Source organism: Marisediminicola senii, assembly GCF_011057645.1.
In the GTDB taxonomy this organism is placed as follows: domain Bacteria; phylum Actinomycetota; class Actinomycetes; order Actinomycetales; family Microbacteriaceae; genus Marisediminicola; species Marisediminicola senii.
The window spans coordinates 88,995-111,995 of record NZ_JAALGE010000003.1 but is presented as its reverse complement, the minus strand read 5'-3'; the positions used below and the strand labels follow the sequence as shown (position 1 = coordinate 111,995).

Annotated in this window: 20 protein-coding genes and 1 other RNA gene; 9 read left to right on the top strand and 12 right to left on the bottom strand. The window is 69.7% G+C overall.

Going from position 1 to position 23,001, the window contains the following annotated elements; all coding sequences use genetic code 11:
* Positions 1–11 precede the first annotated feature (11 nt).
* Entirely contained in the window at positions 12–500 is a 489-nt protein-coding gene (locus G5S38_RS03175; RefSeq protein ID WP_165064139.1) for a hypothetical protein, read from the bottom strand.
* Between the two features lie 189 nt (positions 501–689).
* Here G5S38_RS03175 and G5S38_RS15630 point away from each other — a divergent pair, with 189 nt between their 5' ends.
* From G5S38_RS15630 to G5S38_RS03145, 6 genes are all read left to right on the top strand, one after another.
* Positions 690–1,118 (top strand): DUF3618 domain-containing protein, encoded by a 429-nt coding sequence (locus G5S38_RS15630; RefSeq protein WP_165064137.1) that lies wholly within the window; start codon positions 690–692, stop codon positions 1,116–1,118.
* 4 nt (positions 1,119–1,122) lie between these two features.
* Positions 1,123–2,061, top strand: coding sequence for a DMT family transporter (locus G5S38_RS03165; RefSeq protein ID WP_235928870.1), 939 nt, complete (start codon positions 1,123–1,125; stop codon positions 2,059–2,061).
* A 9-nt stretch (positions 2,062–2,070) separates the two neighbouring features.
* Entirely contained in the window at positions 2,071–2,889 is an 819-nt protein-coding gene (locus G5S38_RS03160) for a Nif3-like dinuclear metal center hexameric protein (protein WP_165064132.1), read from the top strand.
* A 74-nt stretch (positions 2,890–2,963) separates the two neighbouring features.
* Entirely contained in the window at positions 2,964–3,731 is a 768-nt protein-coding gene (locus G5S38_RS03155; protein WP_165064130.1) for a zinc ribbon domain-containing protein, read from the top strand.
* Positions 3,732–3,760: 29 nt separating this feature from the next.
* An RNA gene (rnpB, locus tag G5S38_RS03150) (RNase P RNA component class A) lies at positions 3,761–4,139 on the top strand.
* 96 nt (positions 4,140–4,235) lie between these two features.
* Entirely contained in the window at positions 4,236–4,748 is a 513-nt protein-coding gene (locus G5S38_RS03145; protein ID WP_165064128.1) for a hypothetical protein, read from the top strand.
* Between the two features lie 18 nt (positions 4,749–4,766).
* On the opposite strand, the gene G5S38_RS03140 is transcribed toward G5S38_RS03145, so the two are convergent.
* The 9 genes from G5S38_RS03140 to map form a co-directional block, all read right to left on the bottom strand.
* Complete coding sequence (locus tag G5S38_RS03140; protein WP_165064126.1) at positions 4,767–5,510, bottom strand: VIT1/CCC1 transporter family protein; 744 nt, start codon at positions 5,508–5,510, stop codon at positions 4,767–4,769.
* 86 nt (positions 5,511–5,596) lie between these two features.
* Positions 5,597–6,301 carry a response regulator gene (locus G5S38_RS03135; protein ID WP_165064124.1) on the bottom strand — a complete coding sequence of 235 codons (705 nt, stop codon included), beginning with the start codon at positions 6,299–6,301 and terminating at the stop codon, positions 5,597–5,599.
* A complete protein-coding gene (locus G5S38_RS03130) occupies positions 6,301–8,937 on the bottom strand; it encodes a DUF4118 domain-containing protein (protein ID WP_165064122.1) in 2,637 nt (878 codons plus the stop codon). The genes G5S38_RS03135 and G5S38_RS03130 overlap by 1 nt, the downstream gene beginning before the upstream one ends.
* A gap of 15 nt (positions 8,938–8,952) precedes the next feature.
* A complete protein-coding gene (gene kdpC / locus G5S38_RS03125; RefSeq protein WP_165064120.1) occupies positions 8,953–9,573 on the bottom strand; it encodes a potassium-transporting ATPase subunit KdpC in 621 nt (206 codons plus the stop codon).
* Positions 9,574–9,586: 13 nt separating this feature from the next.
* Positions 9,587–11,743: a potassium-transporting ATPase subunit KdpB gene (gene kdpB / locus G5S38_RS03120; RefSeq protein ID WP_165064118.1), complete on the bottom strand. Its 2,157-nt coding sequence runs from the start codon at positions 11,741–11,743 to the stop codon at positions 9,587–9,589.
* Between the two features lie 2 nt (positions 11,744–11,745).
* Positions 11,746–13,419, bottom strand: a complete 1,674-nt coding sequence (kdpA, locus tag G5S38_RS03115; protein WP_165064116.1) for a potassium-transporting ATPase subunit KdpA — start codon at positions 13,417–13,419, stop codon at positions 11,746–11,748.
* A 79-nt stretch (positions 13,420–13,498) separates the two neighbouring features.
* Entirely contained in the window at positions 13,499–13,633 is a 135-nt protein-coding gene (locus G5S38_RS15825) for a hypothetical protein (protein ID WP_268921035.1), read from the bottom strand.
* 140 nt (positions 13,634–13,773) lie between these two features.
* Complete coding sequence (gene ppgK, locus G5S38_RS03110) at positions 13,774–14,520, bottom strand: polyphosphate--glucose phosphotransferase (protein WP_165064255.1); 747 nt, start codon at positions 14,518–14,520, stop codon at positions 13,774–13,776.
* Between the two features lie 99 nt (positions 14,521–14,619).
* Positions 14,620–15,483 carry a type I methionyl aminopeptidase gene (gene map, locus G5S38_RS03105; protein WP_165064114.1) on the bottom strand — a complete coding sequence of 288 codons (864 nt, stop codon included), beginning with the start codon at positions 15,481–15,483 and terminating at the stop codon, positions 14,620–14,622.
* A gap of 77 nt (positions 15,484–15,560) precedes the next feature.
* On the opposite strand from map, the gene G5S38_RS03100 reads away from it, so the two are divergent.
* Positions 15,561–15,734 (top strand): methionine aminopeptidase, encoded by a 174-nt coding sequence (locus G5S38_RS03100; RefSeq protein WP_165064112.1) that lies wholly within the window; start codon positions 15,561–15,563, stop codon positions 15,732–15,734.
* A 24-nt stretch (positions 15,735–15,758) separates the two neighbouring features.
* Here G5S38_RS03100 and panB read toward each other — a convergent pair whose 3' ends face one another.
* Positions 15,759–16,595, bottom strand: coding sequence for a 3-methyl-2-oxobutanoate hydroxymethyltransferase (gene panB / locus G5S38_RS03095; RefSeq protein WP_165064110.1), 837 nt, complete (start codon positions 16,593–16,595; stop codon positions 15,759–15,761).
* Positions 16,596–16,604: 9 nt separating this feature from the next.
* Entirely contained in the window at positions 16,605–18,335 is a 1,731-nt protein-coding gene (locus tag G5S38_RS03090; RefSeq protein WP_165064108.1) for an NAD+ synthase, read from the bottom strand.
* A 54-nt stretch (positions 18,336–18,389) separates the two neighbouring features.
* On the opposite strand from G5S38_RS03090, the gene G5S38_RS03085 reads away from it, so the two are divergent.
* Together G5S38_RS03085 and G5S38_RS03080 are read left to right on the top strand one after the other, a co-directional pair.
* Positions 18,390–19,745 (top strand): glutamine synthetase family protein, encoded by a 1,356-nt coding sequence (locus tag G5S38_RS03085; RefSeq protein WP_165064106.1) that lies wholly within the window; start codon positions 18,390–18,392, stop codon positions 19,743–19,745.
* Between the two features lie 66 nt (positions 19,746–19,811).
* Positions 19,812–22,784 (top strand): bifunctional [glutamine synthetase] adenylyltransferase/[glutamine synthetase]-adenylyl-L-tyrosine phosphorylase, encoded by a 2,973-nt coding sequence (locus G5S38_RS03080; RefSeq protein WP_165064104.1) that lies wholly within the window; start codon positions 19,812–19,814, stop codon positions 22,782–22,784.
* The last annotated feature ends 217 nt before the right edge of the window (positions 22,785–23,001 follow it).

Sequence of the window (23,001 nt, the reverse complement as noted above, 5' to 3'; positions counted from 1 at the left end):
CCGGCTGTCGATCACCAGATGTCGTCGACGGAACCGCGGAGTGCGTAGAACGCGATAATGCCGGCTCCCAGGGAGCTGGCCACCGCGGTTGAGATCGAGATGAGGTCGGGTTGCACGATGGTCTCCTTCGACGCGCTCAGGAGGAACCAGGTCCACGCGCCCGCAACCCCGACGGTGCTGCCGACTGCCACCGTGATGTAGGCGGGAATGCGGGGGATCGCTCCACCGATGACCCCGCCCGCGGTGCCGGCGAACCCGAAGGCCGCACCGAAGGCGATACCGACGAAGAAGCCGTAGTAGCCCATGCCTGCTGCTCCAGTGAAGCCCACGGCGCTGGCATACCTGAGCACCGAGACGCCGGCTCCGAAGATCGCGCCGAAGAGGGCGCCAGCGGGGATGAGGGCGAGGAGCACGATGAGGGCGCCGGTCTTCGGGCGGCTGTCGACATAGTCGCGAAAGCGGCTTGGCGGCGCGGTCGGGTCCAGTTGCGTGCGTGTCATCTCTACCACGTCTGCTTCCCGGCTCTCATCGAGTACTGGCCGCCCGGAGAGTCTGGGCGACCGTGCTGAACTCTTATGCTCTAGTGTGGCCCCTCCCAGCGGTACCGGGCAGCCGCTTGCGAACTTTATTTTTCTCTGATTCACCTGAATGACGTCGTTTTTCGACGCACAACCCAAGGATGGTGCCGAATGGCCAAGAAGAAAAACGACCGGCTGTCGGTGGGTGGGGTCCTCTCGACCATTCTCAAGCAGAGGAGCCAGCAGCGCTCGATGAAGAAGCGCCGCGAGAAGCTCGAGGCCCGTCGCGCGACGAGGAACGGTGCCCCCGCGGTGGCCCCGGAGCCGAAGCCGGAGAAGCTCAAGGACACCCGCACGCCGGAGCAGATCCGCGCTTCCGTCGACGAGTCGCGCGCGCGACTGGTCGCCACCGTGGAACGGGTCAAATACGACCTCGACGTGCCGGCCAGGGCCAAGGACGTGCGCGATGACGTGCGTCGTCGGCTGCCATCGAGCATCAAGGGTGAACCCGCGGCGTCGATCACCGCGGCGTCGCTCCTCGCCGCCGGTCTCGCGCTCATTGCCGGCGTCTCGGCGCTCGCGGGGCGCCGCGAGCGGTAACCGGGTGCGCCCCGCGGCGCGCCGCGCACACCCGGGTGATCGCGGCACCCGCGGGAGGGGTGCCGCGGGAGCGCTGGTCGTCGCGTCGGTGCTGTGGGGGACCACCGGCACCGCGGCGAGCCTCCTGCCCACGAACATCAGCCCGCTCACGACCGGTGCCGCCACCATGGGCGTGGGTGGGCTGCTCCTCGCCGCGCTGGCACCGCGGGGATCCGCGATGCTCGTGCGCGACGCATCCATTCGACCCTGGGTGCTCCTGGGGGCACTCGGCGTCTTCGTTTACCCGCTCGCGTTCTACTCGGCGATGCAGCTCGCCGGCGTCGCGGTCGGCAACGTCGTCGCGCTGGGCTCCGGCCCGCTGTTCGCCGCGCTGCTCGAGTGGGCGCTGGAGCGGCGGCGCCCGACGCGGCGGTGGGCCGCGGCGACCGCGGCCGCGATCGTGGGCATCGCCGTGCTCGCGTCGACCGCGCACCTGGGGGCGGCGGCATCCAACCCGCCCCTCGGAGTCGGGCTGGGACTGCTTGCCGGTGCCGCTTACGCGACGTACTCGTACGCCGCGTCGCGGGCGATGAGCGCGGGCTCCTCGAACCGGGCCGTCATGGGATCGATGTTCGGGTGCGGCGCGCTGCTTCTGCTGCCCGTGTTCGTGGTCGGCGCGCCGTCGTTGGTGCAGTCGGGCCTCACGGTGATGGTCACCGCGTACCTCATCGTCGGCCCGATGTTCGTCGCCTACCTGTTCTTCGGGTTCGCCATCCGCATCGTACGCAGCAGCGTCGCGACGACGATCACCCTGCTGGAGCCCGTGGTCGCTGCCGTGCTGGCCGTCGCGATCGTGGGCGAGCGGTTGCCGCCGGTCGGGTGGGCGGCCCTCGCGCTCGTGCTGTGCGGCGTGCTGGTGACCGCCCTGCCGCCTGGCCCCGGCGCGCGGCGGGTGCCTCGGTAGACTGGCCGCGTGCCCAGTACCCTCGCCGAAGTCAACGCCGTCGTCGAACGGCTCTGGCCGCCCACCGGCACCGAATCGTGGGACGCCCCCGGTCTTCTCGTCGGCGATCCTGCCGCGACCGTCGGCCACGTGCACCTCGCCGTCGACGCGGTCAGCGAATCCGTCGACGAGTCCGTGCAGCTCGGGGCGGACCTGCTCCTCGTGCACCACCCGCTGCTGCTGCGCGGCGTGACCTCGGTGGCCGAGGACCGCTACAAGGGCGCCATGGTCGCGCGGCTCATTCGCGGTGGGGTCGCGCTCATCGCGGCCCACACCAACGCCGATGTGGTCGAGACCGGCACCTCGGCGGTGTTCGCCAGGGCGATCGGCATGACCGATCTCCGGCCGATCTCGCCGGCAGCCGACGGCGCCACGGGGCTCGGGCGGATCGGTGCCCTGCCGGAACCGACCACCCTGGGCAGGCTCGCCAGGGTGCTCGCCGACCTGCTTCCCCCGACAGCGACGGGTGTTCGGGTGTCCGGCGAATACGACCGACCGATCCGCAGCATCGCGCTGTGCGGTGGTGCGGGCGATTCGCTGCTCTCCGACCCCGGCGTGCTCGCCGCCGACGTGTACATCACGTCGGACCTGCGCCACCACCCGGCATCGGAGGCACGCGAGAACGCGCGCGTCGCCGGCGGGCCCGCCCTCATCGACGTCTCGCACTGGGCGAGCGAGTGGCTGTGGCTCTCGGTCGCGGCCGACGAGCTGCGCGCGGCCATGCCCGGGCTGACCGTGACCGTCAGTGAGCTGCGCACCGACCCGTGGGACTTCGTCGTCGTGCAGTGACGCCGCGCCCGGCATCCATCACCGCACCCCACCCATGCTTCTTCCCGACCGGAACCGACAATGAATGAGGCACCATGGCGCTCAAGGCCACCCCAGAAGCTCAGGCGAGACTGCTTGAACTGCAGGCGATAGACACCAGGATCCAGCAGCTCGACCACCGCGCCAAGAACCTGCCGGAAGACAAGGCGCTGGCCACCATCGCGGCCGAGGTCGAGCGCCTGCGACTGCAGCGACGCTCGGAGACCGGGGACATCGATGACGTCACGACCGAGCTCTCGCGCATCGAATCCGATGTCGCCGTGGTGGAGGCGCGGATAGCGCGGGACGTGGGTCGCCAGCAGTCGTCATCGTCGGTGAAGGATGTCGCGGGCCTCGAGAGCGAGATAGCGGGGCTGCGCCGCCGCCTCGACGAACTCGAGAACGCCGAGCTCGCCGTGATGGAGAAACTCGAGACACTGAACGCCGGGGCGCGGATCTCGGCGGAGGAGTACGACGACCTCGTCGCCCGCAAGGCCGACGTTGAGCGCCAGCGTAGCGAATCGCTCGCGGCCGTCATGGAAGAGCGCGAGCACGCCGTGGCCAACCGCCAGGCGATCGCCGCGGGCCTCGGCGACGACCTGCTCGCCCTGTACGAGCGCCAGAGACAGCGCTACGGAACCGGTGCGTCGCTGCTGCGCGGCGGCGTGTCGAGCGCGAGCGGCGTGCGGTTGCTCGAGAACGAGCTGGCGATCGTGCGGTCGGCGGCGCCCGACGACGTGCTGATCTGCCCGGACAGCCAGGCCATCCTCGTGCGCACGAGCGAGTCGGGACTCGACCGTCCCCAAGGGGCGAAGGTCGAGTAGCCGCACCCGGCTAGGATGGGGCCCGCGAATGGGTCGACAAGACGGTCGCGTCATCCCCGAGGCCTCACGGAACCGGGGGTGCCGAGGAACGTCCGGGCTCCACAGGGCAGGGCGGTGGGTAACACCCACCCGGAGCAATCCGCGAGACAGTGCAACAGAGAGCAGACCGCCCGGGGTTCACGCCCCGGGTAAGGGTGAAACGGTGGTGTAAGAGACCACCAGCGATTCGGGTGACCGGTCGGCTAGGTAAACCTCGCCCGGAGCAAGGTCAGACAGGGAACGCCAAGGCTGCCCGCCGAGTTCCCGGGTAGACCGCTCGAGGCGTGCGGCAACGTACGTCGTAGATAGATGGCCGTCCAGAGTGCGCGAGCACTGGGACAGAACCCGGCGTAGCAGTCGGCCCATTCGCACCCCGCTGCCGCGGCGGCGGTTCGCCGCCTAAACCTTTCGGTGTGCACCATTGCCGGGGCGAAGCTCCCACCCGGCGCGGGTAGCCTGACCGGCATGGACGCGTACCTGTTTCGCGAGCGCGTGCTCGAGGCGGCCGGGCGGGTGCGCGACCGCACCGGCGTCGACCCACTCGATGTCGACGAATCGATGGCGGTGACCACCGACGCCCGGCTCGAGATCCTGCCGGGGTCCATCGGACTCGGCCTCGCCGCGATGGGGACCGCCGCCGGGATCGCGTGCATCGGCTTTCTGCTCGCCCCGCAGACCGGTCCGGGGGAGTTCGCAACCTGGGTACTCATCCTGGTGGCCGTGCTGCTCGTGCTGGGCTCCGTCGCGTGCGTCGGCGTGGCGCGCACCGCGAAGGCGCGACGCCCGGAGCACCGCCGCTACGAGGATGCCTGGGCGAAGCTGTCGACGGAGGTCTGGCCGCGCGCGCGATACCAGTCGTGGGACGGCGGCCCCGGCACCGGGGCCAGCTACTCGCGCACCGAATTCCTGATCGCGTTGCGCGACGACCGTCCGCTCGACGAGTTCATCCGCCACGCCCCGTTCACCCGCATGCCGTAGCCGACGTCACGGCGCGCGTCACATCACTCCGCTCACGCCCAGCGCGGTTCCGATCGCGAAGGTGGCGGCCAGCGCGAGCGCGCCGCCGATGACGATGCGCAGGGTGGGTCGCACGGCGGGGTTGCCACCGATCCGCGCGCTGGTGAGGCCGGTGCCGGCGAGTGCGAGCAGCACGACGACGAAGGTGACCGGAATGCGCGCGTTCTCCGGCGGCAGCAGGATGGCGGCGAGCGGCAGGACCGCGCCGATCACGAATGCGATCGCCGACGCTATCGCCGCGTGCCACGGGCTGGCCACCTCGGTCTCGGTGATGTGCAACTCGACCTCGAGGTGGGCGGCCAGGGCGTCACGCTCGGTGAGCTCGAGCGCGACCTGCTTGGCCGTCGCGGGGCTCAATCCCTTGCCCTCGTACATGTCGGCGAGCTCGGCGAGTTCCTCCTCCGGCTGTTCGAGCAGTTCGCGGCGCTCCTTCTCGATGAGGGCGCGCTGGCTGTCGCTCTGGCTGCTCACCGAGACGTACTCGCCGAGCGCCATCGAGATCGCCCCGCCCACCAGCCCGGCGAGGCCGGCGGTGAGGATCGGCGCACTGGCGGTCGTCGCACCGGCCACGCCGACGACAATCGCGGCGACCGACACGATGCCGTCGTTCGCGCCGAGCACACCTGCCCGCAGCCAGTTCAGCTTGCCGGCGATACCCGGGCTGTGCGGCTCGTCGGCGTGCTGGGACGGATCGGGCACGGTGGGCTGCGGAACGGTGGTCATGGTGCAAGTCAAGCACTCGCGTGTGTGCGGTCGTCGGGCCCTAGGTCCCGATCGGCTGGGTACCGCTGGGGCGGGCCCGATGCGGGCTATCCGACCGGCGGCGCCCCCGGCGAGAAGCGGTATCCCATGCCGGGTTCGGTGAGCAGGTAGCGGGGCCGGGAGGGTTCCGGCTCCAGTTTCTTGCGCAGCTGCGCGACGTAGAGCCGAAGGTATCCACCCTCCTTGTCATAGCCCTGACCCCACACCGTCGACAGCAGCAGCGACTTGGTCACGAGGCGGTCGGGGTTGCGCACGAGCACCTCGAGCAGGCGCCACTCGGTGGGGGTGAGGCCCACCGCGACCCGGTCGCCTGCGACCTCGCGCTTGGTGACCAGGCGGGCAGCGAGGTCGACCTCGACCGGCCCGAAGCGAACCACGGGCTCCTGAGGTTCCTGTGGCTGGCGGCGGGTCAACGCGCGCACCCGCGCCAGCAGTTCATCGATCGCGAACGGCTTCGTGACGTAGTCGTCGGCCCCGGCATCCAAGGCATCGACCTTGTCGGCGGAGTCGCTGCGCCCGCTCACCACCAGGATGGGCACCTGTGTCCAGCCCCGCAGGCCCTCGATGACCTGGATGCCGCTGAAGCCGGGCAGTCCGAGGTCGAGGATGACCAGGTCCGGTCGACTTCGTGCCGCGATGTCGAGCGCCTCGGGACCGGTCGTCGCCAGGGACACCGAGTAACCGCGTGCGGCGAGGTTGATGCGGAGGGCCTTGAGGATCTGGTCGTCATCGTCGACGATGAGCACGCGCATCACCGGCGGTCCTCCACCGCATCACGGATTGGCGTGCCCGGCAGTGGCAGCTCGTTCGGCTCGTCGCGCATGTCGGTGGGCAGGCCGCCAGTGTCGCGTGCGGCGGGCAGGGAAATGACCATGGTCAGGCCGCCGCCGGGGGTCTCCTCGGCGGTGAGGGTGCCGCCCACCGCCTCGAGGAAGCCCGTGGAGAGCGCGAGGCCGAGCCCGACGCCGGTGGAGTTGTCGGTGTCGCCGAGGCGCTGGAAGGGCTGGAAGGCGGCGGGGAGCCGGTCGGCGGGGATGCCGGGTCCGCGGTCGGTGACGCGCACCTCGACGCGGCCGCCAAATGCGCTGGCCATGATCGACGGCGGGGTTCCCGCGGGGGAGTAGCGCAGCGCGTTGCCGACCAGGTTCACCAGCACCCGTTGCAGCAGCACCGGGTCGGTGTGCACCGCCGGCAGGTCGGCTGGCACGTCGACGCGTACGCCGTCGGCCGCACCGCCGATCTCGTCGAGCGCGACCGCCACCACCTCGTCGACGCCCGCGTCGGCCAGGGCGACCGCGAGCACCCCCGCCTGCAGCCGGCTGGAGTCGAGGAGGTTGCCGACCAAGTCGGCCAGCCGGTGCAGCGACTCCTCGGCCGTGGCGAGCAGCTCGTCGCGGTCGGAATCGCTCCAGTCGACGTCGGTGCTGCGCAGGCTCGACACGGCGGCGGTGGCCGACGACAGCGGCGTGCGCAGGTCGTGGCCCACCGCGGCGAGCAGGGCCGTGCGCAACCGGTCGCTCTCCTCGAGTGGCTTGACGCTCCTGGCCGCGTCGCGCAGCTCGCGTTGTTCGAGGGCCGCCTCCAGCTGCGCAATGAAAGCCGCCAGGATGCGCCGGTCAGACGCGAGCAGGGGGCGGCCGGTGAGGTGCAGCATGCTCTCGGGGCCGACCGCGACATCGGTGGGTCCGGGCGTCGGCGGTTGCTCGGTGTCGGTGCCCGGGTCGATGCCGGTGCCGGTGCGCTGGTCGGTGGCCTTACCGGTGCCGGGCGCGCCGGACGTCGACGCGAACACCTCGACGCCCCGGTAGTCGAGCGCCACGCGATCCATGCCGAACGCCTCCCGCATGCTCCCGACCAGCGCCTCGATGGCACTCTCGCCGCGGATGACGCTCCCCGCGACGGTCGCGAGGGTCTCTGCCTCGACCGCAGACCGCCGAGCCATGCGGGTGCGCCTGGCCGCCTGGTCGACGACGACGCTGACGAGCATCGCGACCGCGACGAAGATGAACAGGGTGACCGCCTGGCGGGGGTCGTCGATCGTGGCGGTGTAGAGCGGCGCCACGAAGAAGAAATTGAGTGCGAAGCCGGAGAGTAGCGCCGAGGCGACAGCGGGCCAGATGCCGCCGACGAGGGCGACGATCACCACGAGCAGCTGGAACCAGAGCACGTCGCTCGACATGGATTCGTCGGAGCGGTAGCGGCTGAGGATGGCGGTGAGCGCGGGCACGCCCAGGAGTGCGACCGCGGCGCCGGCGAGTCGACGGCGCATGCTGAGCGCTCCCCGGGTGACCGGCAGGATGATGCGCCCCGCCGCCTGGTGGGTGACGATGTGCACGTCGATGTCACCGGACTGGCGGATGACGGCCTCGCCGTTGCCCTGGCCCGTGAGGAATGTGGTGAGCCTGCTGCGCCTGCTGGCACCGATCACGAGCTGGGTGGCGTTCACACCGCGCGCGAAGTCGACGAGGGCGGTGGCCGTGTCGTCGCCGACGACCTGGTGGTAGCTGCCACTCAGGCTCTCGACGAGGGTGCGCTGCGCCGCGAGGGCGCCGGGGTTGGGTTCCGCGAGTCCGTCGGCACTCGTTATGTGCACGGCGAGGAGCTCACCGCCGCTCGACCGCGCGGCGATCCGCGCGCCGCGCCGGATGAGGACATCACCCTCCGCGCCGCCCGAGAGGGCGACCACGACACGCTCCCGCGCCTCCCACTTGTCTTCGATGCCCTGCTCGGAGCGGTAGGTCTGCAGGGCGACGTCGACCTCGTCGGCGAGCCACAGCAGTGCCAGCTCGCGCAGTGCGGTGAGGTTGCCCAGGCGAAAGTAGTTCGAGAGAGCGGCATCCACTCGGTCTGCCGGATAGACGAGACCTTCTGCCAGCCGGTCACGGAGCGCCTGGGGTGCCAGGTCGACGACCTCGATCTGGTCGGCGCGGCGCAGCACGTCGTCGGGGATGGTCTCGCGCTGCTGCATGCCGGTGATCTGCCGCACCACGTCGTTGAGCGACTCGATGTGCTGGATGTTGACGGTCGAGATCACGTTGATGCCGGCCGCGAGGATGTCGTCGACGTCGCGCCAGCGCTTGTCGTGCCGGGATCCCGGTGCATTCGAGTGCGCGAGCTCGTCGACCAGCGCGAGGGTGGGGCGGCGGGCGATGACCGCGTCGACGTCGAGTTCGCCGAGGTCGATGCCGCGGTGGTTCACGCGAGTTCGCGGCAGCACATCGAGTCCGTCGACGAGGGCGGCGGTCGCAGCCCTGTCGTGCGTCTCGACGAGGGCGACCACGACATCCTTGCCCGCGGCGCGCAACCGCCTGCCCTCCTCGAGCATCGTGTAGGTCTTGCCGACGCCGGGGGCGGCGCCGAGCAGCACCCTGAGGCGGCCCCTACCCATGAGCGTGGCTCCCTATCAATTCGCGCTATCCGCATCAAGTTCGGCCAGGGCGATGTTGAGGCTAAGCACGGTGACGGTCGGCTCGCCCAGGTAGCCGAGGTCACGCCCATGAATCATAGACTCGACCAGCCCGCGCACCTCCGCGTTGTCGAGGCCGCGTTCGGCGGCGACGCGCGGGACCTGCAACAGGGCGTATTCCGGGCTGATGTGCGGGTCGAGGCCGGATCCGGACGCGGTGACCGCGTCAGCCGGCACGTCGGCTGGCGCGACGTCCTCCCGCGCGGCGATCTCCGCGCGGCGCTCGTCGACGGTGTCGAGCAGGGCCTCGTTCGTCGGGCCGAGGTTCGAGCCACTCGACGCCCCGGCGTCGTAGCCGTCGCCGGCGGCGGACGGGCGTGACTGGAACCATTCCGGCAGCGCGGTGCCGTCGGCGTCGGTGAATGACTGGCCGATCAGCGACGACCCGGCCACCCGCCGATCGACGGTCACGAGCGACCCGTTGGCCTGCGCGGGAAGGGCGACCTGCCCGACGCCGGTGATGAGGAGCGGGTAGGCCAGGCCGGTGATCACGGTGAGCACGATCATGGCGCGCAGGGCGACGAGGTATTGGCGGGAGGTGCCACGGGTGATGGTCATGGGTGTCGGCTTTCTAGAATCCGGGGATCAGCGTCACGACGAGGTCGATGAGCTTGATCCCGGCGAAGGGAACGAGGATGCCGCCGAGCCCGTAGACGAGCAGGTTGCGGCTCAGGATGGAGCTGGCGTTCGCGGCACGGTAGGCCACTCCGCGCAGCGCCAGCGGGATCAGGAACACGATGATGACCGCGTTGAAGACGATGGCGGAGAGGATCGCCGACGCCGGGGAGTGCAGCCCCATGATGTTGAGCGCCGCCAGGCCGGGGAACACGCCCGCGAACATCGCCGGGATGATCGCGAAGTACTTGGCCACGTCGTTCGCGATGGAGAAGGTCGTCAGCGATCCGCGGGTGATGAGCAGCTGCTTGCCGATCCTCACGATGTCGATGAGCTTGGTGGGGTCGGAGTCGAGGTCGACCATGTTGCCCGCCTCCTTCGCCGCCGAGGTGCCCGTGTTCATCGCAACGCCGACGTCGGCCTGCGCGAGTGCGGGGGCGTCGTTCGTGCCGTCACCGGTCATCGCGACCAGGTTGCCGCCCTGCTGCTCGGTGCGGATCAGCTCGAGCTTGTCTTCGGGGGTCGCCTCCGCGAGGTAGTCGTCGACCCCGGCTTCCCTCGCGATCGCCGCCGCGGTGTACGGGTTGTCACCGGTGATCATCACGGTGCGGATGCCCATCGCGCGCAGGTCGGCGAACCTCTCGGCAAGGCCCTCCTTCACGATGTCCTTGAGGTGCACCACGCCGAGCACGCGGGCAGAGCCGTCACGCTCACGCCTCGCGACGACCAGCGGGGTTCCGCCGTCCTTGGCGATGCCGTTCGCGACCGATTCGGTCTGGGCGGCCGCGGCGGGGCTGATTCCGCCGGCCGCGGCGACCCAGGCGAGCACCGCCGACGCAGCACCCTTGCGGATCTGCACGCCCGCGGCGCCGTCGATGCCGCTCATCCTGGTCTGGGCGGTGAACGGCACGACGACCGCGGTGCCGTCGATGCCCTCGCGGTGGCCCTGGTCCTCGGCGAGGTCGACGATCGACTTCCCCTCCGGGGTCGGGTCGCTGAGCGAGGCGAGGCGTGCTGCGGCGACGAGCTCGTGCTGCGGCACGGTTCCGACGGTGACGAACTCGGTGGCCCGCCGGTTGCCGTAAGTGATGGTTCCGGTCTTGTCGAGCAGCAGCGTCGTCACATCGCCCGCGGCTTCGACGGCCCGGCCGGACATGGCGAGAACGTTGCGCTGTACGAGGCGGTCCATGCCCGCGATGCCGATCGCCGACAGGAGGGCGCCGATCGTGGTCGGGATGAGGCACACCAGCAGGGCGACGAGTACCGGGATGCTGACCGTGTCGCCGGCGTAGCCCGCCATCGGGTTCAGGGTGAGCACGACCACCAGGAAGATGATCGACAGGCTGGCCAGCAGGATGTTCAGTGCCAGTTCGTTCGGCGTCTTCTGGCGGGCCGCGCCCTCGACGAGGCGGATCATCCGGTCGACGAAGGTCTCGCCCGGCTTGCTGGTGATGGCCATGACGATGCGGTCGGAGAGCACCCGGGTGCCCCCGGTCACCGCGCTGCGGTCGCCTCCGGATTCCCGCACCACGGGCGCGGATTCGCCCGTGATCGCCGATTCGTCGACCGAGGCGATGCCCCAGACGATGTCGCCGTCGCCGGGGATGAGCTCCCCGGCGCTGACCGTGACAATGTCGCCGAGGGTGAGCTCCGACGAGGCCACGCTGCGCACGGCGGTGCGCTCCGCCGACGGGTCGGCGGCGGGGTCGTACCCGTCGACCACGCTCGCCATGGTCGAGGTGCGGGTCTGCCTGAGGCTCTGCGCCTGCGCCTTGCCGCGCCCCTCTGCGACGGATTCAGCAAGGTTGGCGAAGATGACGGTGATCCACAGCCAGGCGGCGATGGCCCAGCTGAACGATGCCGGGAGGGGTTCTCCCGCCGACTCGGCCGGTCCGCTGACCAGTTCGCTGATCGCGATGATCGTGGTGAGTGCCGCGCCGATCTCGACGACGAACATGACCGGGTTGCGCCACATGGTTCGGGGATCGAGCTTACGTACGGCGCCGGGGAGTCCGGCGAGCAACTGGCGGGGCGAGAACGCCCCGGTGGGCTGCCCGGCATGCTGCGCGCGGGCCGGGCTCGCGGCATCCAATTCTCTGGTTGTTGTCGACATGTCTAGAGCAGTCCTTCTGCCAGGGGACCCAGCGCGAGAGTGGGGAAGTAGGAGAGGGCCGACACGATGACGACCGTGCCGAGGAGCAGGCCGACGAATTGCGGCTTGTGGGTGGGCAGCGTTCCCGCGGTCGCGGGCACGGTGCCCTGTGCGGCGAACGAGCCGGCGAGGGCGAGCACGAACACGATGGGCAGGAACCTGCCGAGCAGCATGGTCACGCCCAGAGCGGTATTCAGCCACGGGGTGTTCGCGGTGAGCCCGGCGAAGGCCGAGCCGTTGTTGTTGGCGGCGGAGGTGAAGGCGTAGAGCACTTCGGAGAAGCCGTGGACGCCGGGGTTCCAGATCGAGGTGCCCTCGATGTCGCCCCGCACCGTGGGAATGCCGAAGCTGAGCGCGGTGCCGGCCAGCACGAGGGTGGGCGTGGTCAGGATGTACAGGCTCGCCAGCTTGATCTCGCGGGTGCCGATCTTCTTGCCCAGGAATTCCGGGGTGCGTCCAACCATCAGGCCGGCGATGAACACCGCGACGATCGCGATCACCAGGATGCCGTAGAGGCCGGCACCGACGCCGCCGGGGGCGACCTCGCCGAGCATCATGTTGACCATGGCCATTCCACCGCCGAGGGGCGTGAAGCTGTCGTGCATCGCGTTGACGGCTCCGGTCGAGGTGATGGTGCTCGTCGTGCCGAAGAGGGTCGAGAGCACGATGCCGAACCGGGTCTCCTTGCCCTCCATCGCGGCCCCCGCGGCCTGGGTGGCTGCGCCGCCCCCCGCGAGCTCGGCCGCCGTCATCGCAGTGACCGACAGCAGGTAGATGGATGCCATCGCTGCCAGCACCGCATAGCCCTGGCGATTGTCACCGACGATGCGCCCGAACGTGCGCGGCAGTGCGAACGGGATCACCAGCATCAAGAACACCTGGAAGATGGTCACCCAGGCGCCAGGGCCCTCGAAGGGGTGCGCGGCGTTGACGTTGTAGAAGCCGCCGCCATTGGTACCGAGCTCCTTGATCGCCTCCTGCGAGGCGACGGGGCCGCCGGGAATCGACTGTGTTCCACCGGTAAGGGTGGTCACGTCGGTAAAGCCGGCGAAGTTCTGCACCACGCCACCCGCGACCAGCACGACGGCGGTGATGATAGACAGCGGGAGCAGGATGCGGATGACGCCGCGGAAGAGGTCTACCCAGAAATTGCCGATGCTGCCGGCCGACCGCGAGGCGAGGCCGCGCACCAGGGCGATCGCGACGGCGATTCCCACCGCGGCGGAGACGAAGTTCTGCACCGCGAGGCCCACCATCTGTACGGTGTAGCCGAGCGTCACCTCGGGTGAGTACGACTGCCAGTTGGTGTTCGTGACGAACGAGATCGCGGTGTTGAACGAGAGGTGCTCGCTCGGGGCTGGCAGGTCGAGTGCGAATGGCAGCAGGAGCTGCAGGCGCTGCAACGCATAGACGGTGAGCACTCCGATGGCGGAGAACGCGAGTACGGCGCGCAGGTACGACGACCAGCTCTGCTGGTTCGCCGGGTCGACGCCGACGACGCGATAGAGCACCTTCTCCGCACGGGAATCGCGGGGCGAGGTGTAGACGGTGGCCATGTAGTCGCCGAGGGGACGGTAGACCAGGGCGAGCAGCAGAGCGAGCGTTCCGAGCTGAGCGGCGAACAGCAGCCACTCCATCAGAACCGCTCCGGCTTGACGAGGGCGAACAGGAAGTACGCGATCGCGGCGATCGCGAGGGCGGTGGCGAGTGCGGCAATCACAGCTTCTCCACCGCCCAGGCGATCAGGGCGAGCAGGCCGAACAGGCCAGCCGTGCCGGCGAGGTAGACCAGGTCGAGCATCGCATTCCTCCAGGGTGACCCGGAGCCGCGCAACGAAGGGCGCGGCGACAATCCGGTCACTCAGGAGTGAACACCCGGGGGAGGAGGCGCTGGAGGATCCTTACGCATCCCTAACAGGGGATGGGCGGATCCTTACGGCACCCGATCGGCGGGCACCCGCGGTACCGCGAGGCGGTCGGGTGCCTGCCGGATCAGTGGTCGGACGCGAGCGCCGCAGCACCCAGGATGCCGGCGTTGTTGCGCAGCACCGCTGGCACGATGGGGGTGCGGAGGCGAAGCAGGGGCAGGAACTTCTCCGCGTGCTTCGATACGCCACCGCCGACGATGAACAGCTCGGGGTAGAGGTAGGCCTCGAGTCGCTCGTAGTACTTCTGGAGGCGTTCGCTCCAGTCGGCCCAGGAGAGCTCTTCGCGCTCCTTCGCGGAGAATGCGGCCCTCGTCTCCCAGTCGATGCCGTCGATCTCGAGGTGGCCGAGCTCGGCGTTCGGGATCAGGTTGCCGCGGTGGATGAGAGCGGTCCCGATGCCGGTGCCCAGGGTGGTGAGGATCGCGAGTCCCTTGGTGCCCTTCGCCGCGCCGTATCGCACTTCGGCGACTCCCGCCGCGTCGGCGTCGTTGATGAACTTGATGTCCCGCTTGAGGCTCTTCTCGAACAGCTTCTCGGCGTCGAGCCCGATCCACGCCTTAGACACGTTGGCGGCCGACATGGTGGTGCCGTTGACGATCGCGGCGGGAAAGCAGACGCCGATGGGGGTCTTCTTGTCGACGCCGCCGAGCTGCGAGACGAGGTCGAGCACCGTGGCCACGATGGCATCAGGCTCACCGCCGGCGGGCGTCGGGATCTTGATGCGTGACGTGCGGAGTTCACCGGTCTTGGCGTCGACGATCGCGCCCTTGATCCCGGTGCCGCCGATGTCGATTCCCACTGCTGTCGTCATGTGTCCATTCTCTTCCTCGAGTGCGTGCACCGGGGTGATGCCCGGTGCGGTGTCGCGGTCGTGCGCTGTCGCCGTCATGCGGTGGTGCTGTCGTGTGGATCACGCCGCGGTGAGCACCTCGGTACCGCGGTCGGTGACGACGAGGGTGTGCTCGAACTGGGCGCTGACGCTCTTGTCCAGGGTGGTGACCGTCCAGCCATCTGGCCACAGCTCCCACTCCTGGGCACCGAGCGTAAGCATGGGCTCGATGGTGAAGACCATTCCCGCCTCGATCTCGGTGTCGAACGCGTCGGCGTCGTAGTGGGGGATGATCAGCCCGGAGTGGAACGCCGCTCCCACCCCGTGGCCGGTGAAATCACGCACGACGCCGTAGCCGAACCGACGCGCATACGACTCGATGGCACGCCCGATCACGTTGACGCGTCGGCCGGGCGCGACCGCCTTCATGCCGCGCCGCAGTGCCTCCGCGGTGCGGTCGACGAGGTCGGTCACCTCGGTGGTGGCGTCGCCGACGATGAAGGTGCGGTTCGTGTCGCCGTGCATGCCGTTCTTGTATGCCGTGATGTCAATGTTCACGATGTCACCGTCGACCAGAACGGTGTCATCGGGGATGCCGTGGCAGATGACCTCGTTCACGGAGCTGCAGATCGACTTCGGAAAGCCCCGGTAGCCCAGCGTCGATGGATAGGCCCCGTTCTCGACGAGGTAGTCGTGGGCGATGCGGTCGAGGGTGTCTGTGGTCACGCCCGCAACGATGTGCTGCCCGATGAGGGAGATCGCGTCGGCGGCGATGCGCCCACTCTGGCGGATCAGGTCGACCTCATTCGGGGCGTAGACGTCGGAACCCTCGAAGGTCGACGGCTCCTGCTTCCCGACGTATTCTGGTCGCCGGATACCGGCGGGAACGGTGCGCTGCGGAGAGATCCGTCCGGGCACGAGATGTCCGTTCGAGTCCCGAGGCATAGTCTCAATCCTATGGTGAGATGCCACGGGGCGACGCTCCCGGTGGTACGAGCGCACGACGAGCGACGGAGGCCGCGATGACCCAGTGGTGGTACAACCGCAAGACCCGCGAGGTCGAAGAGGGGCAGCAGTCCCTCGGCAGCGACCGCGACGGGCCGTTCGACAGCAGGGAAGACGCTGCGCGCGCGCCCGAGATCCTGGCCGCGCGCGCGAGGGCGTGGGCCGAGGAAGAGGAGAAGGACGACCGCTAGGGCTACCCCCGGTCGCGTCGCCCCCTACTCCTCGTACTCGTGTTCGGGTGCCGGGTATGAGCCGGATGCCACGTCCGCGATGTAGGCGGAGGCCGCTCCGGTCAGAACGCCATCGAGGTCGGCGTACCGCTTGACGAACCGTGGGATGCGTCCGCTGGAGAGGCCGGCGAAGTCGGTCCAGACCAGGATCTGCCCGTCGACGTGCGGACCCGCACCGATGCCGATGGTGGGAATCCTCAACTCCCTGGTGACCCTGGCGGCGACGGTGGACGGCACCATTTCGAGCACCACCGCGAAGGCCCCGGCCTCCTGCACCGCCAGTGCATCGGCGAGCAACGCGTCGGCCGCGGCGCCGCGACCCTGGATGATGTGGCCGCCCAGCCCGTGCTCGCTCTGCGGGGTGAAGCCGATGTGCCCCATCACGGGGATGCCCGCGGAGACCACCCGGCCGATCTGCTCGGCGCTGCGCACCCCGCCTTCGAGCTTGACGGCGTGGGCGCCGGTCTCCTTCATGAAGCGGAAGGCGGTGCGGAGTGCCTCGTCAGGCCCCGCCTCGTACGACCCGAACGGCATGTCGGCGATCACGAACGCGCGGGAGACCGCGCCGGCGACGGCACGGGCCAGGGGGATCAGCTCGTCGACGGTCACCGGGAGGGTGGTGTCGTACCCTAGAACGTTGTTGCCCGCGGAGTCGCCCACCAGCAGAAAGTCGATGCCCGCCCGGTCGAAGATGCCCGCGGAGAGCTGGTCGTAGCTCGTCAGGCCGGTGATGCGGATGCCGTCGTCCTTGGCCTTCTGAAAGTGCCGGGTGCGCACGCGCTTGAGGTTTGCCTGGGTAGCCGCTGCGCTGTCGTCCGTCATGCGGCCAGCCTAATCCGTCGGTCGGTAGGTGATCGGGAGCCTCCGGTCCCGGCCGAACGCCATGCCCGAGATCTTCGGGCCGATGGCCCCCTGTCGACGCTTCCACTCCGCGCCGTCGACCAGCCGGGTGATCTCGTCGACCGTCTCCCTGTCGTAGCCGAGGGCGATCACGTCGTCGTGGCCGAGCGACCTGGTGATGTACGCGTCGAGGATGCCGTCGAGCACGTCGTAGGCCGGGAGCGTGTCCTGGTCGTTCTGGCCTGGCCGGAGCTCGGCCGACGGCGGCTTGACGATGGAGTTCTCGGGGATGGGTTCGACTTCTCCCCGCGAGCGGGCGCAGGCGTTGCGCCATGTCGCGAGCTGCCAGACTAGCGTCTTGGGCACGTCCTTGATCGGCGCGAAGCCGCCGACCGAGTCCCCGTAGATGGTCGAGTAGCCGACCGCGAGTTCGGTCTTGTTGCCCGTCGTGAGGGTGAGGTGGCCGTGCTGGTTGGAGAGGCTCATCAGGATGACGCCACGAACGCGTGCCTGGAGGTTCTCCTCCGCGAGGCCGTCGATCGACAGCTGGTCCTCGAACGGGCGTACGAGGTCGGCGATCGGCTGCACCGTGTAGTGCACGCCCACCCGGTCGGCGAGGTCCTCCGCGTCGGATCGCGAGTGGCCGGAGGAGTACCTGCTGGGCATCGAGACGCAGTGCACGTTGCCGGCGCCGAGCGCGTCGGCGGCGAGCACAGCGCACACCGCGGAGTCGATACCGCCGGACAGCCCGAGCACGACACTGCGGAAGCCGTTCTTGCGCACGTAGTCGCGCAGGCCGAGCACGAGGGCGTTCCACAGCTGTTCCCGGTCGTCTGGCAGCTGCGCGACGGAGGGGGCCAGGGCCGGGCGCCGGGCCGCGGGAGCGTCGATGTCGACCCGGGTGACGCCGCCCAGCGGCAGCGCGTCGGTGGCGGCATCCGGTTCCACGTCGACGACGAGCAGGTGCTCGACGAACTGGGGGGCACGGGCGAGGATCGCGCCCGCACCGTCGACGACCACGCTGTCGCCGTCGAACACCAGGTCGTCCTGCCCTCCCACGATGTTCACGTACGCGACGATCGTGTCGGTCTCGATGGCCCGGCGGGTGACGAGCGGCAGCCGCACCTCGTTCTTGTCGAGCTCGAACGGCGACGCGTTGATGACGACGAGCAGTCCGGCATCGGCCTCGAGGACGCGGCTGAGCGGCCCGCCGTCACGCCAGAGGTCCTCGCACACGATGATGGCGACATCCACCCCGCGAATGCGCACCACGAGCAGCTCGTCACCGGGAATGAACACCCGGTACTCGTCGAACACCGAATAGTTGGGCAGGTGGTGCTTGGCATACCGCGCGACCACCCGGCCGCGATGCATGACGCTCGCGCAGTTCTGGGCGATCGCGGTCGGCGCGTTGCTGGAGCCCGCCGCCCTTGGCGTGAACGGCCCATCGGGGTGCCCGACGATCACGGCAAGTTCGCCGAGCCCCTCGGCGGCGAGGCGGGCGGCGAGGCGCTGGACGGCGGCCGCCGATGCGACGAGGAAGCTGGGGCGGGAGGCGAGGTCCTCGATCGGGTACCCGGTCATGGCCATCTCGCCGACGGCGAGGATGTCGGCCCCGGATGCGGCCGCCTCGTGTGCCGCCGCGACGATCTGGTCGGCGTTGCCGCGCAGGTCTCCGACGACCGGGTTGGTCTGGCCGAGTGCCAAGCGGAGGGTAGGCATAGCCAGTAGCCTAATAGCGGTGGGCGAGGCCCCCCGGTGAGCAAAGAGGAGCCTATGGACAAGCAGCGTGACTTCGTTCTTCGAACTATCGAGGAGCGAGGGATCAAGTTCGTCCGCCTCTGGTTCACCGATGTGATCGGCACCCTCAAGTCGGTCGCCATCGCGCCGGCCGAGGTCGAGGGTGCATTCGCCGAGGGCCTCGGGTTCGACGGTTCGGCCATCGAGGGCCTGACCAGGTCGTACGAGGCCGACGTGCTGGCGCACCCCGACCCGACCACATTCCAGATACTCCCGTGGCGGGGTCAGGTCGACCCGACCGCGCGCATGTTCTGCGACATCACCACGCCAGACGGGCAGCCCGCCGTCGCCGACCCGCGCAACGTGCTCAAGCGCACCCTCGCGAAGGCGGCGGAGCGGGGCTTCACCTTCTACACGCACCCCGAGGTCGAGTTCTACCTGCTGAAGAGCGCCGAATTCGGCGTCGACGGCCCGCAGCCGGTCGACCGGGCCGGGTACTTCGACAACGTGCCTGGTGGCACCGCCCACGATTTTCGCCGGCAGTCGGTGCGCATGCTCGAAGACCTCGGCATCTCGGTCGAGTTCAGCCACCACGAGGCCGGACCCGGCCAGAACGAGATCGACCTGCGCTACGCGGACGCGCTCACGACGGCCGACAACATCATGACCTTCCGCACGGTCATCAAGGAGGTGGCGATCGAACAGGGCGTCTACGCGACGTTCATGCCGAAGCCGCTGTCCGGTGAACCCGGATCGGGCATGCACACCCACATGTCGCTGTTCGAGGGTGACTCGAACGCGTTCTACGAAGCGGGAGGGCAGTACCAGCTCTCCACGATCGGTCGCCAGTTCATCGCCGGCCTGCTTCGGCACGCTCCGGAGATCACCGCGGTGACGAACCAGTTCGTCAACTCGTACAAGCGGTTGTGGGGCGGGTCGGCGCAGAACAAGCTGGGCGAGGCGCCGAGCTTCATCACCTGGGGCCACAACAACCGCTCCGCGCTGGTGCGCGTTCCGCTGTACAAGCCCAACAAGGGCCAGAGCGCACGCGTCGAATACCGCGCGATCGACTCCGCCGCCAACCCGTACCTCGCGTTCTCGCTGCTGCTCGCCGCCGGCCTCAAGGGCATCGAGGAGGAGTACGAACTGCCGTCCGAGGCCGAGGACAACGTGTGGAGCCTCTCCGACGCCGAGCGCAGCGCGCTGGGCTACCAGCAGCTGCCGGCCAGCCTCGACCGCGCTGTCGGGCTCATGGAGGAATCCGAGCTTGTCGCCGAGACCCTCGGGGAGCAGGTGTTCAACTACGTGCTGCTCAACAAGCGGCAGGAGTGGAAGGAATATCGCGCCCAGGTGACGCCCTACGAGCTGAAAAGCAACCTGGCGACCCTGTAGCGCCACACCCCGTGGCCGGCTGCCCCCGCGGCCGGCTGACCCGCAGTACCCGTCTGGAGCGCCACGATGCAGCGGCACCTGAATGCGTTGACCGACCTCGCCAAGGTGGGGTTCTCCGACCTGAGCGCCTCGGCGGAGCTGCTCGCCGAGGTGCAGCCGGCGGGCCACGACGCGTCGTTGCTGCCGCTCTTCGCGGTGGCGGCCGACCCCGACCTGGCCCTCCGGCAGCTTCGCGCGCTCATGGAGTCCGCCCCGGCAGCGGCTTCTGCGGTGTTGACGAAGCCGGATGCCGCGGGCCGGCTGCTGCGCGTACTCGGGGCGTCGACCGGGCTCGGCGAATTCCTCTGCCGGCACCCCGACCAGCTCGCGGCCCTCGACGACACGTTCCGCACGCCCCCGTCGCGGGAGTACTACGTCGACGACCTGCTGTCGTCGGTCGGGGCATCCATCGACGGGGTCGCCACCGCCTCTGACGAGGTGGGATGGCGGGCGCTCAGGGTGCGATACCGCACGCAGCTGCTTCGCGTCGCCGCGTGGGACCTCTCGCAGCCCGACCCGCTGTTCGCCCTCGATGTGGTCGCACGTGCCCTTGCCGACCTCGCGGGCGCGGCGCTCGAGGCTGCCGTCGCGGTCGCCCGCGCGAGCGTCTCCTTCGACGCGGCCGAAGTCGCGGGCACCCGGTTCGCGATCATCGGCATGGGCAAGGCCGGTGCTCGGGAACTCAACTACGTCAGCGACGTCGACGTCATCTTCGTTGCGGAGGGCAGCGACGGTGTCAGCAACGCCCGCGCGGTGGAGATCGCCACCCGCCTCGCCATGGCGACCATGCGCGCGGTGCACGACTACTCGACCGAACCGGAGCTCTGGGAGGTCGACGCGAACCTCCGGCCGGAGGGCAAGGACGGCGCCCTCGTGCGCACCCTCGAGTCCCACATCGCCTACTACGACCGGTGGGCGAAGACGTGGGAATTCCAGGCCCAGCTGAAGGCCAGCCCCCTCGCCGGCGACCGCGACCTCGCGGAGCGCTACGTTGCCGCGATGGCACCCAAGGTCTGGACCAGCGCCGCGCGCGACAACTTCGTCGAGTCGGTGCAGAAGATGCGGGAGCGGGTCACCGCCAACATCCCGGCGGCAGAGATCGACTACCAGCTCAAACTCGGGCCGGGCGGGCTGCGCGACATCGAGTTCACCATCCAGCTCCTCCAGCTCGTGCACGGCCAGGGCGACGAGAGCATCCGGCAGCCGGGCACCCTTCCCGCGCTCGATGCCCTCGCCGCCGGCGGATACGTCGGGCGCGCCGAGGCGGCGGAATTCGCGCGCGACTACCGGTTCCTCCGGCTCCTCGAGCACCGCCTGCAGCTCTCCCGGCTGAGGCGCACCCACCTGATGCCGAACGATCCCGACCGCATGCGCGTTCTCGCGCGCAGCACCGGCATCTTCGCGAACGCGGTCGAACTGGGGGATGCCTGGCGGCGAACCAAGCTCGCCGTGCGCAGCCTGCACGAGCGGCTCTTCTACCGGCCGCTGCTCAATGCGGTCGCCGCGCTGCGCGACGATGAGATCCTGCTCACCAGCGAGCAGGCCGCCGCCCGGTTGCTGGCGATCGGGTTCCGTGACCCGAAGGGTGCCCTCGCTCACATCCAGTCGCTCACCGCGGGGGTGTCGAGGCGCGCCGCGATCCAGCGGCACCTGCTCCCCGTCATGCTGCAGTGGTTCGCCGACGGTGCCGACCCCGACTACGGCCTGCTCGCCTTCCGGCGGCTCAGCGAGGACCTCGGGGAGTCGTACTGGTTCCTGCGCATGCTGCGAGACTCCTCCGGCGCCGCGCAGCGCCTCACCAGCGCCCTGTCGTCTGCCCGCTACGTCGGGGTGCTGCTCGAGCGGCTCCCCGAGGCGGCCGCGTGGTTCGAGAACGAGCGCGAACTCGCCCCGCGCCGTCGCGAGGTGCTGCTCGAGGAGGCACGGGCGACCATCGCGCGCCATCGGGATCCGGATGCCGCGGCATCCGCACTCCGCACCGCACGCCGCCGCGAGGTATTGCGCATGGCGATCGCGGCCATCCTCGGGGCCGTCGACGTGCAGCAACTCGGCCGTGCGCTCTCCGACATCACCACCGTGATCCTCACCGGACTGCTCGAACTCGCGCGCGGCGCGGACGACGGCATCGAGTTCGCGATCATCGCCATGGGCCGGTACGGCGGCCGCGAGCTCGGGTTCGGCTCCGACGCCGACGTGATGTACGTCTACCGTGCGACGACGGCCACCCCCGCCGAGGCGCAGGTCAGGGCAGAAGCGACCGTGGCCCGCATCAAGCGGTATGCAGAGGACCTGCGGTTGCCCCTCGACCTCGATATCGGGTTGCGGCCGGAGGGCAGGAACGGGCCATTGGTGCGATCGCTCGCGAGCTACGAGGCGTACTACGCCAGGTGGTCGTTGACCTGGGAGGCGCAGGCCCTGCTGCGGGCCAGGGGCGCGGTCGGCGACGAGTCGCTGCAGCGGGCGTTCGACGCCCTCGCCGATCGGGTGCGCTACCCGGAGGCGATCAGCGACCAGCAGGTGCGCGAGGTGAAGCGCATCAAGGCCAGGGTGGAGTCGGAGCGGCTCCCACAGGCCGCCGACCCGGCCAGGCACGTCAAGCTCGGGCGCGGCTCCCTGAGCGACGTCGAGTGGTTCGTCCAGCTCATCCAGTTGCAGCACGGGGCGCGCATCCCCGGACTGCGCACGACATCCACGCTCGACGCCCTGGCGGTGGCGACCGACGAGGGGTTCGTGAGTGGGGCGGATGCCGCCCGCCTCCGTGACGCGTGGGTGTTCGCGTCGAGGGTGCGCTCGTGCATGAACCTGTGGATGGTGCGGACCACCGACGTGCTCCCCGTCGACCGACCCCAGCTCGAGGGCATCGCCCGGCTCATGGAGTACCCGCCCGGTTCTGCGAGCGAGCTCGAAGACGACTACCTGCGCAAGACCCGGCTCGCCCGGCAGGTATTCGAACGGCGCTTCTACGGCATCGTGCCGGGCGCCAGCCAGTCCACCGGGTAGCCCGCGGCGCGTGCGCCGTGTTTCGCGTGGGTGAATTGTCGGCGAGTTTTCCTGTTCCTGCGCTGTCGTTCGCGCGTGACGGCCGCCTCCGAATCGTGTACCCCACCTGATGGCGTCTGCGCTGACCTCGGCGAACCACCGGGTTCGCGGGTGGCGGGGGAGCAGGCGCAGCAGGACGCGTCCGATCGCGCCGTGGTGATGGGGCTCATCAGCGCTT